Genomic DNA, 15659 nt, shown 5'->3' on the forward strand with positions numbered 1-15659 from the left:
TGGCCAGCGCCGGCGGCGACCTGCCGCTGGTCGCCGCGCCGCACCCGGCCTGCGCGCCGCTGCTGGCGATCCAGAGCTTCTACCGCGCGATCAACGCCCTGGCGCTGCGCCGTGGCTACAACCCGGACCTGCCGCCGCATCTGAACAAAGTGACGGAGACCGTCTGATGACCACGGTGGCGCTGCGCAATGCGCGCGTGCTCGGCGAGGACGGGTTTCTCGACGGCGTCAGCGTGCTGCTGGAGGGCGGGCGCATCCTCGCCCTGCTCGACGACGCCGACCCGCGCGTGGCGGCAGCGCCGGTGCAGCACGACCTGAGCGGCGGCAGCCTGCTGCCGGGCTTCATCGACCTGCAGGTCAACGGCGGCGGCGGCGTGCTGTTCAACAACCGCACCGACGTCGAGGCGCTGCGCCGCATCGGCCAGGGCCATCGCCGCTACGGCACCACCGGCTACCTGCCGACGCTGATCAGCGACGACGTGGAGGTGATGCGCGCGGCGATCGCCGCCACGCGCCAGGCCATCGCCGAAGGCGTGCCGGGCGTGCTCGGCATCCATCTGGAAGGGCCGTACCTGGCGCCGGCGCGCAAGGGCACCCACAACGCCGACAAGTTCCGCGTGCCCGACGCCGACGAACTGGCCATGGCCACCTCGCTGGACAACGGCGTCACCCTGATCACCCTGGCACCGGAGCGCGTGCCGGCGGCCAGCATCCGCACCCTGGCCGCGGCCGGGGCGCGCGTGTTCGCCGGCCACACCGCCGCCAGCTACGAAGAGACCCGCGCCGGGCTGGACGCCGGCATCTGCGGCTTCACCCATCTGTACAACGCCATGACCCCGTTGCAGGGACGCGATCCCGGCGTGGTCGGCGCCGCGCTCGAAGACCGCAATGCCTGGTGCGGGGTGATCGTCGACGGCGTGCACGTGCATCCGGCCAGCCTGCGCGTGGCGCTGGCGGCCAAGCCGCGCGGCACCGTGTTCCTGGTCACCGATGCGATGCCGATGGTCGGCGCCGACAGCCCCGCGTTCGACCTGTACGGCGAAACCATCACCGCCATCGACGGCGTGGTGCGCAACGCCGCCGGTGCCCTGGCCGGCTCGGCGCTGGACATGGCCAGCGCGGTGCGCAACAGCGTGCAGTGGCTGGACGTGCCGCTGGAAGAAGCCGCGCGCATGGCCTCGCTGTACCCGGCACAGTGCGTGGGCCTGGACCACCGCTACGGCCACATCGCCCCCGGCTACCAGGCCGACCTGGTGCTGCTGGACGACGCCTTGCAGGTCCGGCATACCTGGATCGCGGGCGCGATGGAGTAGCCGGCGGCGCTCCGGCTGCGCGCGCGGTCGGCTGGTCGGGACCGCGCGCGTGCTGCCGTGCGCGTTGTACAGTGGTGGTCGCTGACAACGCAGGCGGTGATGCATGGAACCGAGCCGCTATCTCGACGAGCCGATGGATGCGGCCTGCCTCTTCACCGGGATCTCGGTGTCAGGCGCCGGCGAGCATGTGATTCCGCGCTGGCTGGCGCAACGCCATCAAGCTGCGGGCCGGGTGTTGCTCGGCGATGCCGGCAGCTTCGCCAGGCTCTGCGATTTCAAGGCGCCGGCCGATCCGCAGGCCAACGCCCAGTTCGGACGGCTGGAACAGCGCCTGTCGGAGGACTGGTCCGCGGTCGCGGACGATGAAGCGCATCTGTGGTTGATGAAGCTGTCGGTGGGAATGATGTTGCTGCACCGGCGATTTGCCGAAAATTCCCGGCATCCGGCCGCACCTGCCGGGTTCAACCCGCATGTCGCCGGCGTGCTCCTGAAGGCGTTTCGTGCCGGTTTCGCGGCGTGGAAGAACGGCGCCTACGTCAGGGAAGGAAGCCTCGTGCGGTTGCCATGGCAGAGCGGTCGGCTCGTGATCGCGCATCTGTTCTGGGCCAGCGAGATGGGCCTGCCCGAGGAAAATGGGCGTGCCATGTACATGTTCGCCCCCTATGGCCTGATGGCGGTCGGGCAACCTGGGGTCGGCATGTTGGTCGCCACCTTCTTCGAGCCCTCGCGAGATTTCGAGAAGCGCCTGGCGGCGGCCAGCGCCATCCCCGCGGATGTCTCCGATCTGGCGTGTCGTGCAGCGTTGTCCCGCGCGTTCGCCACCGCGGTGCTGGGTCCGCTGATCGCGCGCTTGAGCGGCACCGCCGTCGATGACGCTGAGGTACTCGCGCTTGCCGCCAAGGGCCTGCGGGTGGAGTTCGCCGACCCGGCCGCGATCGATTCGGGATTCCGCGAGCTGCGGGCGCACGAACCTTGATGGTGGCAGCAGAACATTAGCCCGCGTGCTCTCCCGACCGCGTTGCCGACGGCCGCGCCGCGGCGATCGCCGCGATCCGTGCCTTGGCCAGCGCCTCGCCGATCTGCGGGCCGCTCAGGCCCTGCGCCGCCAGGTCGCGCGCGTTTACCGCCAGCGCCGCCGCATGCAAATGCTGCAGCGTGCGGCCCTGCGGGTAATCGGCGTCCTCGCTGCCGAGACGGCCGCGCTTGTCGGCCTCGCACACCGTGGCCAACTGCGCGACGCGCTCGGGCTTGCGGAATCCGTCGCAGCGCTGCAGCAGTTCGTGCACGGTGCGGTCGCGCAACTCGGCCAGGCGATGCACGTTCAGATGCTCGCGGCAGGCGATCTCGGCCAGTTGCCGATGCTCCTGCGGCACCTTGAGGCGTTCGCACAGTGCGCGCAGCGGCGCCAGGCCGCGTTGCTCGTGCATCAGGTGGCGCGGCCATTCCTCCGGCGGCGTCAGCGCCTTGCCCAGGTCGTGGGTCAGCGCGGCGAAGCCGATCAGCGCATCGCCCGGCGCCAGCCGTGCGGCCATGTCGCTGACCAGTTCCTGGTGGCGCCCGGTGTCGATCTCGGGGTGGTACTCGGCGCGTTGCGGCACCCCGTACAGTGCGTCCAGCTCCGGCAGCACCCAGCGCAGCGCATCGGCCTCACGCAGCGTGCGCAGGAATGCCGAGGGCTGCGCCGAGGCCAGGCTGCGCCGCAGTTCCTGCCAGACGCGTTCGGGCACCAGCGTTTCCAGTTCGCCGCCGGCGGCCATCGTGCGCATCAGGTCCATGGTCTCTGCCGCGACGACGAATCCCAGGGGCGCCAGCCGCGCCATGAACCGCGCCGCGCGCAGCACCCGCAGCGGATCCTCGGCGAAGGCCGGGCCGACATGGCGCAGCACGCGCTGCTCGAGATCGCGCGCGCCGCCATACGGATCGACCAGACGCCCGTCGGCCTCGTCGCGGGCGATGGCGTTGATGGTGAAGTCGCGCCGCTGCAGATCCTCTTCCAGCGTCACCGACGGGTCGGCCTGCACCTCGAAGCCGTGGTAGCCGCGCCCGGCCTTGCGCTCGGTGCGCGCCAACGCGTATTCCTCGCCGCTGCGCGGATGCAGGAACACCGGAAAATCGCGCCCGACCTGCTTGTAGCCCAGCTCCAGCATCTGCTGCGCGCTGGCGCCGACCACCACCCAGTCGCGGTCGCCGGGCGGTTGACCGAGCAGGGCGTCGCGGACGGCGCCGCCGACGAGGTAGATGTTCATGGGGGGCTGGGAATGGGGAATCGGGAATCGGGAATGGTAAAAGCAGATTCCCTTCGCCTGATGTCGCGCTGGCGTGTTGACCCAATGTTCGGCGCGGTTGCGCGCGGTGCGCCGTTGCGATTCCCCATTCCCTATTCCCCATTCCCGGCGGCCGCACCAGCGGCCGCGCACACGAACTTCTTCCGCGGCGCGTCCAGCTTGCCGAGCATGCGTTCGGTGACCGGCAGGGCGTCGCCGTTGAGGCGCCAGTCGTAGATCACGCTGAAGGCCAGGATGCGCGCCACGTACTCGCGGGTTTCCTTGTAGCTGACCGTCTCGATCCAGAAGTCGGCATCGTGGCCCGGGCGCTGGCTCTGCCAGCGTGCGGCCGGGCCGGGGCCGGCGTTGTAGGCGGCGATGGTCAGGTAGGGCAGGCCGTAGGTGTTGAGCAACTGGCGCAGGTAGGCGGTGCCGATGGCGATGTTGGTGTCCGGGTCGTACAGGCTGGCGGCGCCGCCGTAGCCGGCCAGGCCGAGGTTGCGGGCGACGCTGGCGCCGGTGGCCGGCACCACCTGCATCAGGCCCATCGCATTGGCCGGCGAGCGGGCGTTGGGGTTGAACACGCTCTCGGCGCGGATTTCGGCGGCGACCCAGGCCGGGTCGATCGCGTTCTTGCCGGCTTCGCGGCGGATGGTGTCGGCGTGGTGCAACGGGAAGCGCAGCGTGTACAGGCGCTGCTCCTCCGGGCGCTTGCCGAGCCCGAACACCGCACGGTCGAACCAGCCGTTGTTGCTGGCCACTTCCACCGCCAGGCGTCGCTGGGTGTCGTCGAAACGGCTCAGCGCATCGTTCCACTCGGCCACGGCCCAGCCGGCGCGGTCGATCTTGAACAGCTCCAGCGCGCGGACCAGCGACGGATCGCGTGCCACCGCCGCCTGCGCCTGCGCGCTGTCGTTCGGTTCCCACGGGCACAGCGCGTACGGCTGCTTGAGCCGGTCGGCGGCCAGGAAACCGTGGAAGGTGGCGGAGCTGGCCGCCGCGCGGTACAGCCGCTGCGCCTCGCTGGCATTGCCGGTCTTCTCCGCCAGCCGCGCCTCGAAGTACTGCCAGCGCGAATCGTTGCGCTGCGCCGGCGGCATCTTGCGGATCGCGGCCAGTGCCGCCGGCCAGTCGCCGCGCGCCATCGCCTCGCGCGCGCGCCACTCGTGCAGGCGTTCGTCGTACGCGGACTCGGGCACCGCGTTGAGCCGGCGCGCCGAATCCGGCCCGTACGAGGCCACCGTCCACAGCGCGATCTGGTACAGCACCGCGCCGCGCTGCGCCTCGCTGAACTGCAGCGCCTGGGCGAACTGCGGCAGTTGTCGTTCGGCGGCGTCCGGATCGGTCTTGGCCAGCTTCGCCAGCCCGTCCACCGCGACCTTGCGGCTGCGCTCGGTCTTGGGCCAGTTCAGCGCACGGGTGTGCACTGCGTCCAGGAACGCCGCGTAGTCGTTGGCCAGGGCCAGGTCGGCCGCGGGCAGGCCGCGTGCGGCGGCGCGCATCACCGCCGGCTGCTGTGCGTCCGCCGCCGCCTCCACGCGCGCCCAGCGCAGCGCATCGGTCATGCCGCCGCGCGCCTGCAGCACCGCGAATACCGGATCGCAGGCGTCGGGCAGCGACTTGCCGGCGTTGCGCCACAGCGCCTGCGCTTCGTCCACCCACTGCGCGTCGGCGCGGCCGGTGGCCTGGCGCGCATTGAGCTGGGCGCAGCGCAGGCCGAGGTTCTCGGTGGGTTTCCAGTTCGCCAGCAGCGCTGGCCAGTCCTCGCGCCGCGCCAGCGCCGGCAGCCACAGCGCACGGAAGCTCTCGGCCACCGGCTGCCCGGCGTAGCGCTTGAGGAAGTCCTGCGCCTGCGCATCGGACACCTTGTCGATGTTGCGGCGCAGGTTGGCGTACTCCAGCCAGCCGTACAGCGGATGCTGCTTGAACGCGGCCGCGCGGACCGGATCGAACCGGCCCTGCTCGGCATCGTCGATCGCCGAGCGGATCGCCGGGCGCTGGGCATCCAGGGACTGGGCGAGGGCGGGAACAGGGCCGCACAACGCGGCGGCGAACAGCAGGAGAGACGTGCGCAGGATCATGCGCGGGACTATACCGAACGCGGATGAATCGCCGTTTCAACTGGCGATGGTGGCGCTGTCGTCGCTTGGGCCGGCGTGGTGGTGACGATGGGTGGCCGCGTCGTCCAGGTTGGGTGGCGAGTGTGCTGGATGCAGCGATGCCAATGTGCCGACGGGTGGAGGCACAACACGTCGTGTCAACGCGCTGCCCCGCAGCGTTTGCAGATCGGGATCGCACGCTGGGCCGGCATCCGGGGGCGGGCATGGGCGGATGAGGTGCAGGTGCAGCTTCGTACGTCTGAAGTCCGCGAGTCGCTTCGCGCCGTACCCTCACCCCAACCCCTCTCCCGGTGGGAGAGGGGCTATGGCTTCTCCCTTCTCCCCTCGGGACCATGGCCCCCTTTTCGGGGGAAGGTGCCCCGTAGGGGCGGAAGAGGGTACGGGCGAAGCCTCTGATCGCAAGATCGTTGCGGGCGCTTCGCGCTCCGTACCCTCACCCCAACCCCTCTCCCGAGGGGAGAGGGGCTTAGGTCTCGCGCTGCTTGACGATGTCTTGCGCATGCGGTGTCTACCAGATCGACCAGTCGTCGCGATGGCCCGCGCTTTGCCTACCGGACGCTTGCACGGCGTTTACGATTTGTTTACAAAGAATTCCATGCCGTCGCGGTGCAGGGGGTCGCAGCGGCCGACCCACATCCTTTCTGGAGAGAGAGACGGATGAATTTCCTGCACCGCCATCCTTTGGTCTTCGCGGTATCCCTGGTCCTGCTCGGCGGCGTCCCCGCCATCGCCGGCGCCCAGCAACAGACGCCCCCGGCCGCTCCCGGTACGGCCACCACCCTGGACAGCGTGCAGGTCACCGGCACCCGCATCCGCCGTGCCGAAGTCGAGGGCCAGGTGCCGGTGCAGACCCTGAGCCGCGCCGACATCGAACGTACCGGCCTGACCTCCATCGGCGATGTGCTGCAGGAACTCACCGCCTCCGGCTCGGCCTTGAACGCCAAGTTCAACTCCTCCGGCAATTTCGGCTTCCCGCCGGACGGCAGCGGCGTCGGCGCGGGTTCGGCGCAGGTCGACCTGCGCCATCTCGGCGCCAAGCGCGTGCTGGTGCTGGTCGACGGCATGCGCTGGGTCAACGAGTCCTCGGCCTCGGGCGTGGGCGCGGCCACCGATCTCAACACCATCCCGCTGGCCATCGTCGAGCGCGTCGAGGTGCTGGAAGACGGCGCCTCCTCGCTGTACGGCTCCGATGCCATCGCCGGCGTGGTCAACATCATCACCCGGCGCAATTTCGAAGGCGGGCAGGTCACCCTGAATTACGGCGAGTACGACAAGGGCGACGGCGCCAGCAAGGGCGTGGACCTGGCCTGGGGCCACAGCACCGAGCGCACCAGCCTGTTCCTCGGCGCCAGCTATACCAAGCAGGATCCGATCTACGCGCGCGACCGCGCGCAGTCGCTGTATCCGATTCCCGGCACCGGCCTGAGCTTCGGCAGCTCGGCCACGCCGGACGGGCGTTTCATCTTCGTCGACCCCAACACCGGCGCCGAGCAGAACCTGACGCCCAACAGCGGCGCGCGCACGCCGCGTTACGACGGCACCGGCGGCTGCACCCGCAGCGACGACTACCACTGCTTCACCACTGCCGACCGCTACAACTTCGCCGCGTCCAACCTGCTGCTGACCCCGTCCGAGCGCAAGGGCGTGTTCGGCCAGTTCCGCTTCTTCTTCAACGACGATGTGCAGTGGTACCTGAAGCTGCTCGGCAACCGCCGCGAGTCGACCAACCAGGCCGCACCGGAACCGATCTTTCTCGGCCCCGACGCCGGCACCGGCAATCCGCTCGCCGACAACATCGTCATCTCCGCCGCCAACCCGTACAACCCGTTCGGCTTCGCGCTGGATTCGGGCAGCAACCTGATCATGATCGGGCGCCGCCCGGTGGAAGGCGGCGCGCGCGTGTTCGAGCAGCGCGTGGACACCCAGTACGTCGGCACCGGCTTCATCGGCAGCTTCGAGGGCGCCGACCGCACCTGGTTCTGGGACGTCAACGGCGCCTACAGCAAGAACAAGGCCGAGCAGACCAACTACGGCAGCTACAACATCTACAACATCAACCTGGCGCTGGGCGATCCGGCGGCGTGCGCGGCGGTGGCCGGCTGCGTGCCACTGAACATCTTCGGCGGTGCCGGCAGCATCACCCCGGACATGCTGCGCTGGATCCAGCCGGTGGTGCACGATCGCAGCCAGAACGAACTGACCCAGTTCACCGCCAACCTCAGCAGCGACCTGTTCCGGCTGCCGGCCGGCGCGGTGTCCTTCGCCACCGGCGTGGAGTACCGCAAGTACGAGGGCTTCTACCGCCCCGATCCGCTGACCGTGATCGGCCACTACAACGGCGTGCCGTCGCTGCCGACGCAGGGTAGCTACGACGTCAAGGAGGCCTACCTCGAACTGAGCGTGCCGATCTTCGCCGACTCGCCGCTGGGCGACAAACTGGACCTCAGCCTGGCCGGCCGTTATTCCGACTACTCCACCTTCGGCGGCAAGTTCACCCCGAAGTACGGCCTGCGCTGGCAGGTGGCGCCGGACTTCGTGCTGCGCGCCAGCTATGCCGAAGGCTTCCGCGCGCCCAGCATCGGCGAACTGTACGGCTCGGCCGCGCGCGCCGACCTGACCCTGTCCGACCCGTGCTCGATCGGCCTGGGCGGCACCGCGCCGCGCGGCAGCGCCAGCAACTGCGCCACGCTCGGCGTGCCGGCCGGCTACCAGCAGGCCAACTCGCAGATCTCGGTGACCACCGGCGGCAACCGCGCGCTGGAGCCGGAGAAGGCGCGCAGCTTCAGCGCCGGCTTCGTCTGGAGCCCGTGGTTCGCCAGCAACGTGCCGTGGTCGGACCGCTTCGACGTGGAGGTGACCTTCTACCGCCACGACATCGACGGCGCGATCCAGGCGATCAACGCGCAGACCCAGCTCGACCTGTGCGTGGACACGCTGTCGCCGACCTACTGCAACGGCATCACCCGCGCCTCCACCGGCGGCATCAACGGCTTCAACAACCGGCTCACCAACCTCGGCTCGATCAAGACCGACGGCTGGGACGTGGACCTGTTCTGGAACTCGCCGGAGACCGCCGCCGGCCGCTTCAAGATCGGCTGGCAGAACACCTTCGTCACTCGCTACGTCGCCACCGGCGCGGCCGGCCAGGTGCAGCCGCAGCGCCCGGGCGTGGAGGTGGTGGACAGCTCGATTCCCGAGTGGACCAGCAACCTGAGCCTGGACTGGTCGCGCGGCCGCTGGAATGCGTCGTGGACGCTGCGGCACATCTCCGAGCTGACCGAGCAATGCGGCGACGCGGTCGCGTTCCCGGTGTGCAGCAACCCGGTGGCCGGCACCAACACGCTGGACGCGATCACCTACCACGACCTGCAGGTGGGCTACCGCTTCGACTGGCTCAAGGGCCTGACCCTCAGCGGCGGCGTCAACAACGTCTTCGACAAGGACCCGCCGATCTGCCTGTCGTGCTCGCTCAACGGCTACGACGCCTCCACCTACGGCATTCCCGGCGGGCGCTACCTGTACGTGCGGGCGGATCTGAAGTTCTAGCGGTGTGACGGACGTTGCGGCGCGTATCCCGCGCCGCGCGTTTCGCATGCCGATGTCGTCCGTCGCCTGGGCGCCTCACACCTCTTGCAGCGTCCGAAACGCGTACATGTCCTGAAGAGTGCAGAAGTGGAAGCGCGGCACGGTGATCGGTCCGGCCGCGGCGAGCCGCGCCAGCCAGTCGTGTACCGCCTTCCGATAGGCGGCATGTTCGACCTCATCGAGCGTGTCGCACAGATAGGCCAACGAGATGTGGAACCGGTAGTCGACGTAGTCCGGGCGCTGCAGGCGAATGAGTGCCATCAGGCCGCGGCGGGCGGCGTCCAGCCGCAGCGCGGTCGCTGCGTCCGCGGGCCGCAACGGGATCAGCAGATTGTCGTTGCGGCCGGTCTTCGCTGCCGCAGGATCGATCAGGAACCGGCATGCGCCCAGTGGCGCGACACCGCGCTGCTGCAGCCGTGCCAGGAACGTCGCATGGATGTCGCTCAGCGGTACGTCGCGCGCCATGTCGCTGGGCCATGGCCCACCAGCGCGGTCGATCTCGTTGACACCGCCCAGCAATGTCACGTGATAGCTGCTCGGTGGAAGCAAGGCGAACTTGTCGACGAAGCGGTGCTCGGAGAATTCGCGATAGATGTCCAGCACGCGGTCGAAGCTCTGGTAGCCATCGCCCTGCTGTTGCAGATGGCCCAGGAACGTATTGCCGGGGAACGGCAGCGGGCGCCGTGAGCGGAGGAACTTGCGTCCCACATCCGGCGGCTGTGGCGAAATGGTCTGCGCCGGCAGTGCCGAAGCCACGACCGTCGCGCCGGCCGCGGCCAGCAACTGGCGACGGCTGATGCTGGTATCGAAAAACGATGACATGCGGTTTGCCTCAGAGTTTGACATTGAGGCCGACCATCACGGTCGGCGCCATCTTCCAGGCCGATTGCACGTATTCCTGCTGGCGGCCGATGCGGTACTCGTAGCCCTGTCCGGTCAGGTTCAGCACGTCCAGGCTCAGCGCGACGGAGGGCGATACCTGCCAGCCCAGCTTCAGGTCGACGCGGTCCAACGCCTGCTGGTAGCGGTTGCGATAGAACTCCAACTGGTTGGTGTAGTTGGGGTAACGGTCGTCCCACAACACACCGGTATGGTTCCAGGCCAGCGAGGCGCTCAGCGGACCCCGCGCATAGTTGAGCGCCAGATTCCACAGCTGCTTGGGCTGCTGCGGCAGCACCGACAGCGTCGTACGGCTGCCGTCGCCCAGCACCACCGGGTAGTCCACGTCCAGCAGCGTGACATTGGTGCTCACCGACAGGCCGTTCAGCGCGGGCAGCCAGGGCCCGAGTTCCTTGATCGCGCTCAGTTCGAGGCCGCGTAGCCGCACTGGCCGGTCCACGTTGCGGGGCTGCGTGACCAGCACCTGTTGGCCGTCGAGGGACTGCAGCTGGCCGTAGCGGAAGATTTCATCGTGGATGGTCTTGTGGAACAGCGCGATCGACAGCAGGCTGCCGCCATCGTCGAAGGTCCAGTCGTGGCCGAGATCCAGATTCAGTGCGCGACGCGGTTGCAGGTCCGGGTTGCCCTGGTTGAGCGTGGGCGGCGTGCTGCTGAGTGTCAGCACGCCGCCGTTCAGCGCCATCTGGTCCAGGCGGGGGCGCCCGATCGAGCGCGAGACTCCGAAGCGCAGGGTGCCGTTGGCGCTGGTCTGCCACTGGCCGGCGAGCGACGGCAACCAGTTGCGATAGCGGCGCACGGCACCGACCGGGCTCCATGTCGATCCGCTCAGTTGCAGTCCGTCGCTGCCGAAACGGGTCTGTTCCAAGCGCACGCCGCCGGCCAGGCGCCAGCGCTCGCCCCGCCATTGCGCCTGGACGAAGCCGGCGCGCACCTGTTCGTCCACGGCGTAGCTGCCGCTGTTCTGCGCGGCGGTGTCCACCACGCCACGTGCCTGGTCGGCGACGGCATCCCAGCGTGCGTCGGCAAGGGCCGGATCGATGGTCAGCATCGGCGTATTGCAGCCCAGCCCGCAGGTCGAATCGCCCAGCACGTCCGCCAGGGTGTAGGGCAGCCCGCTCCAGGTGGTGCGCTGGAAGGACGTGCGCATGTGCGTACGCACCTGTCGCAGGCCCCATGCCACGCCCAATCCACGACTGTCCTCGTCCATGTTGCGGCGCAATTCCAATTGCAGATCGCTGACCCGCTCGGCGTAGCGGGTGCGTTCCTGCTGGTGATAGAGGTTGGCGTAGCGCGTCGGGTCGTCGGCCAGCGCCGGGTTGAGTGCAGTGAACGCAGGCAGGCTGTCGCTCCAGTCGAACGCGTAGCCCAAGCGGTTTTGTTGGAAACGGTCCCAGGTCTGCGGGTTATCCACCGTGGCGCGCGAGGTGCTGGCGCGCAGTGCGCCGCGCCACTGCGCCGGCAGTTCGGCCAGCAGTTCGCCGTTGAGCCCGGTCAGTCCGCGTTTCCAGCGCAATTGGCCCAGTTCGACAAGCTGATTGAGATTGTCCAGGGTTCCGCTGTCGGCGCCGGTGCGAACCAGGCGCGCGCTGTTCTGCACCTGCGCGACCTCGGCGTCGCGGTCGGAGGTCTCGCGCTGACGGAAGCGATAGCCGGCGAGATGGCCGCTGAGCGGGCCATCCGGTTGCCAATCCAGGCGCATGGTCAGTCCGCGGCGCTCGCGGGTGTTGTCGTAGTTGTACCAACGCCGCTCGCTGGGCACCGCGTTGCCGACGCCGCCATAGGCCAAGGCGGAGCGCGTACCGTCGGCGTTGTACCAGTTCAGGCCGCTTCCGTTTTCCTCCTGCGGTACCGAGATCACGCGGCGCCAGACGCTGGCCGCGCCCAGGAACGCGAATTCGTCGTTGCCACCGAAGCGCTTGCTCCACTTCAGTTCGCTTTCGCCGGCCGGCGTGCGCCCGCCGTAGCGCTGTCCCATGAGGTTGACGCCCCCCTTGGCCGCGGCGGTGAGCAATCCATCGGGCCGCTCGAAGCCGCTTTCGGTGACCAGATCGGTGACGCCTCCGATCGCGCCGCCGTCGTTTTCCGGCAACAGCGATTTCACCACGTCGATGCGATCGACGAAATTGGCCGGCAGCACGTCCATCAGCGCCTGGCGGCTGCCGATATCGTTGCTGGCGAACGCGAAGCCGTCGATCAACATGCTGTTGTAGTTGCCGTTGAGGCCGCGCACGGTCACATAGCGCGGTTCGCCCTGGTACTCCACCGTGCTCACGCCGGCGACCCGGCGCAGCGCGTCGCCGACGTTGAAGTCCGGCAACTGCCCGATGCTGTCGGCGGCGATCGAATCCACGATGGTGGAAGCCCCCTGCTTGGTGGCGATGGCGCGCGTGTTCTGCGATTGGAACGAGGTGCGGACCTGCACTGCATCCATGGTCTTCGCATCCTCGTCGGCCTGCAGCGCATCGGCATACGCCGGCGATGCCAACGGCAGGACGCCGGCCAGCGCCAGGCGAAGTGCCAGCGACAGAACGGACGGAGAGGAGGCGTCGGGCGAGCGGAAGACGCAAAGGGGATGAGGCGGCAGCAGACGCATGGCACGATCCAGTCTTGGGCGGCCCCAGAGTGGTGGCCGAAGATGCATTAAATTAAGTTGGTTAATTAAAAGAAATATGACAACGCCCCCGCTGTCGCTTCGCGTGTCCGGCTTCTTCGCCAACGCCGCTGTCCGTCCGCAGTACCGCCGCCGCAGCGACGGCAACGTCGCTGGGACCAGCGAGCGCATGCTGCTGGACTTGGTCCGTCGCGCGGGACAGGTCGAGCGTGCCGATCTGCCCCGCGCCATTGGACTCAGCGTGCCGGGGACAAAGGGCGTCCTCGATCCGTTGGTCGCGCATGGCCTGCTGCAACTGGGGCCATCGCCGCGTCGCGGGCGCGGCCAGCCGAGTCGCCTGGTGCGTTTGGTGCCGGATTACGCGTACAGCGTCGGCGTCTCGTTGACGGTCGATGGCATCGCGGTGTTGTTGATCGACTTCGCCGGGCAGATCCGTGGGATGCGTCAGTTCACTGCATTCCCGCTCACGTTGGCTGACGTGCGTCGGCAGTTGCCGGCGATGGTGGAGGAACTGCTACAGGCCGCTGCTGTGGACCGACAACAGCTGTTCGGCGTTGGTCTGAGCATGACCGGACCGCGCATCGGCGAGGGCGCGCGCGTCAACCCGCCGCTGTCGCTGGCATCGGACTGGGTAGAGGTCGAACTGGACCGATTCGTCGCCGATTGCCTGCAGTTGCCGGTCTGGATGGACAACGACGCCCATTGCGCGGCTCTGGCGGAGGCGGTGTATGGGATCGGCCGTCGAACGCCGGACCTGGTCTATCTGTACATCGGCGACGGATTCGCCGCGGGCGTGATCGCCGACGGCGGCGTGTGCCGCGGCGCGCACGGCAATGCTGGCGAACTGGGCCGTATTTCGGCCATCACCGGCATGGCACGGCCGACGCTGGAGAGCCTGCGCGAGGCGCTGGTCGCCGACGGTCACGCGCTGCCGGACCTGCATGCGATGCTGCAGCAGTACGACCCGGCGTGGCCGCAGATCGACGCTTGGCTGGATGCCGTGCAATCGACGGTGACGCTGGCGGTGGCGGCGACCATTGCGCTGATCGATCCGCCGGTGATCGTGTTCGGTGCGCGCCTGCCTGCCGATCTTGCGCGAAGGCTGATCGCCCGCATTGCGTTCGAGTCGGCCCCGCGGCGTGGCATCGCCTCGCCGTATCCCACACTGCTGGTCGGCGAAGTCCAAGCGCATGCCACGGTACTGGGCGCGGCGATGCTGCCGTTCAAGGAGACGCTGTTCTAGGGCGTGTCATTCATCCCCGCGCAACCGCGACCCTTCGGGTTGGGCTTGGCAGGCGCGCTACCGCTGCTGACGGTTTCGCGCCGCCGAGCGGACTGTGGCGCGATGGCGCCTCAGCGCAACACGTGCTGCGGCACGTCGATCTCGGTGGCCACCGCCAGGTGGTCGGAGAAGGCGGCGGGCACTGCGCGCTGTTCGTTGCAGCGCAGGCCGTCGCTGACCAGGATGTGGTCGATGGCGCGCTGCGGGCGCCAGCTCGGGAAGGTCGGCACCACGCAGCCCGGCGGTTGCAGCCGGGTGCGTTTGTAGAGCAACTGCATTTCCGGGCGGTCGGCGACGCAGTTGAAGTCGCCCATCAGCACCACGTTGGGATGATCGGACAGCAACTCGGCGATGAAGGCCAACTGCGCCGCACGCGAGTTGGCGCCCAGCGACAGGTGCGCCACCGCCACCGCCAGGCCTTCGGCGCCGTTGCCGAACTTGGCCAGCAGCACGCCGCGCCCGCCGAGCCGGCCGGGCAGGGCGTGGTCCTGCACTTCCACCGGCTCCAGCCGGCTGAGCAGGCCGTTGGCGCTGGACGCCACGCCGCCCACGCGTCGGTTCGGCTGGTGGCTCCAGTAGTTGAAGCCGGCGCGCTCGGCCAGGTAGTGGGTCTGGTTGGTGAAGCCCGAGCGCAGGCTGCCGGGATCGGCCTCCTGCAGGCCGACGATGTCGTGGTCGCTGGCCAACTGCGCGATCGCGTCCAGGCTGCTGCGCTTGCGCCCGGCCGGCAGCGCATGCGACCAGCTGCGGGTCACGTAGTCGCTGTAGCGGCGCGTGCTGGAACCGGCCTGGATGTTGGCGGTCAGCACGCGCAGAGTGCGGGTGGCGGGAGCGGTCACGTCGGTGCGGCCCGGGGCGGACGGCTTACTTGGCCATCGCCGCGCGCTCGCGCGCGATCAGGTGATCGGCCACGCGCAGCATGTCGTCGTAGCTCTTGCCCTTGACCAGGTACTTGCCGTTGATGATCAGCGACGGCGTGCCGGTGATGCCGCTGCGGGTGGCGAACTGCTTGGCGCGGTTGGTCTTGGTGGCCACCGCGAAGCTGCCCATGGTGTCGGCGAACTGCTTCGGGTCCACGCCGTACTTGGCGTAGAAGTTGGCGATGTCCTGCACCGAGTCGCGGCCACGCTCGCCCTTCAGGGTCTCGTCGACGTGAATCGCCTTGTACAGCGCCTCGTGGGTCTTCTCCTGCACGCCCAGCGCCTCGGCGGCGTAGAACGCGCGGGCGTAGTCGTCCCAGGTGCCGCCGAACATCGCCGGCACATAGACGAAGCGCACGTCCGACGGCAGGCCGGCCTTCCACGGGCCGATCAGCGGCTGGAAGCGCGCGCAGGCCGGGCAGACATAGCCGAAGATCTCGGCCACCTCGATCTTGCCGTTGGTCGGCTGGAACGGCTGGCCGCCGGCGATGTCGATGTAGTCGGTGCCGGCGACCGGCTCCGGACCGTTCGGGGTCTTGGCGGCGACCGGCTTGGCGGCGGCGTTGTCGCCTTCCGTGGCGGCAGGCTGTGCAGCGGCATCGGCGGTGGTGGCCGCGGGCGCGGCCGGCGTCTCGGCGGGCGCAGCGGCGGCATCGTTGCCGGCG

The 15659-nt window shown here is 69.0% G+C and carries 10 protein-coding genes and 1 pseudogene; 5 read left to right on the plus strand and 6 right to left on the minus strand.

Annotation, left to right across the window (positions count from 1 at the left end; all coding sequences use genetic code 11):
• From D183_RS26885 to D183_RS0106355, 3 genes and pseudogenes are all read left to right on the plus strand, one after another.
• A pseudogene (locus D183_RS26885) lies at window positions 1–167 on the plus strand (SIS domain-containing protein); the annotation flags it as partial.
• The gene (gene nagA, locus D183_RS0106350; protein ID WP_017908269.1) at window positions 167–1312 is read left to right on the plus strand and encodes an N-acetylglucosamine-6-phosphate deacetylase; all 1146 of its coding nucleotides are present in this window, start codon (window positions 167–169) and stop codon (window positions 1310–1312) included. The pseudogene D183_RS26885 and the gene nagA, both read left to right, overlap by 1 nt.
• 103 nt (window positions 1313–1415) lie before the next feature.
• Window positions 1416–2288, plus strand: coding sequence for a hypothetical protein (locus D183_RS0106355; protein WP_017908270.1), 873 nt, complete (start codon window positions 1416–1418; stop codon window positions 2286–2288).
• A gap of 16 nt (window positions 2289–2304) precedes the next feature.
• Here D183_RS0106355 and D183_RS0106360 read toward each other — a convergent pair whose 3' ends face one another.
• Together D183_RS0106360 and D183_RS0106365 are read right to left on the minus strand one after the other, a co-directional pair.
• Window positions 2305–3558, minus strand: a complete 1254-nt coding sequence (locus tag D183_RS0106360) for a multifunctional CCA addition/repair protein (protein ID WP_017908271.1) — start codon at window positions 3556–3558, stop codon at window positions 2305–2307.
• Window positions 3559–3689: 131 nt separating this feature from the next.
• Window positions 3690–5657, minus strand: a complete 1968-nt coding sequence (locus tag D183_RS0106365) for a transglycosylase SLT domain-containing protein (protein WP_017908272.1) — start codon at window positions 5655–5657, stop codon at window positions 3690–3692.
• 696 nt (window positions 5658–6353) lie between these two features.
• On the opposite strand from D183_RS0106365, the gene D183_RS0106370 reads away from it, so the two are divergent.
• Window positions 6354–9242 (plus strand): TonB-dependent receptor, encoded by a 2889-nt coding sequence (locus D183_RS0106370; protein WP_017908273.1) that lies wholly within the window; start codon window positions 6354–6356, stop codon window positions 9240–9242.
• A 75-nt stretch (window positions 9243–9317) separates the two neighbouring features.
• On the opposite strand, the gene D183_RS0106375 is transcribed toward D183_RS0106370, so the two are convergent.
• The gene (locus tag D183_RS0106375; protein ID WP_017908274.1) at window positions 9318–10103 is read right to left on the minus strand and encodes a DUF1868 domain-containing protein; all 786 of its coding nucleotides are present in this window, start codon (window positions 10101–10103) and stop codon (window positions 9318–9320) included.
• Between the two features lie 10 nt (window positions 10104–10113).
• Window positions 10114–12774 (minus strand): TonB-dependent receptor, encoded by a 2661-nt coding sequence (locus D183_RS0106380; protein WP_026144246.1) that lies wholly within the window; start codon window positions 12772–12774, stop codon window positions 10114–10116.
• 103 nt (window positions 12775–12877) lie between these two features.
• Here D183_RS0106380 and D183_RS0106385 point away from each other — a divergent pair, with 103 nt between their 5' ends.
• The gene (locus D183_RS0106385; protein WP_017908276.1) at window positions 12878–14035 is read left to right on the plus strand and encodes an ROK family transcriptional regulator; all 1158 of its coding nucleotides are present in this window, start codon (window positions 12878–12880) and stop codon (window positions 14033–14035) included.
• A 110-nt stretch (window positions 14036–14145) separates the two neighbouring features.
• Here D183_RS0106385 and D183_RS0106390 read toward each other — a convergent pair whose 3' ends face one another.
• Window positions 14146–14913 (minus strand): endonuclease/exonuclease/phosphatase family protein, encoded by a 768-nt coding sequence (locus D183_RS0106390; protein WP_017908277.1) that lies wholly within the window; start codon window positions 14911–14913, stop codon window positions 14146–14148.
• 25 nt (window positions 14914–14938) lie between these two features.
• On the minus strand, window positions 14939–15659 hold a 721-nt coding region (locus D183_RS0106395; RefSeq protein WP_017908278.1), incomplete at its 5' end, for a thiol:disulfide interchange protein DsbA/DsbL.

This window comes from Xanthomonas sp. SHU 199, assembly GCF_000364665.1.
Taxonomy (GTDB): domain Bacteria; phylum Pseudomonadota; class Gammaproteobacteria; order Xanthomonadales; family Xanthomonadaceae; genus Xanthomonas_A; species Xanthomonas_A sontii.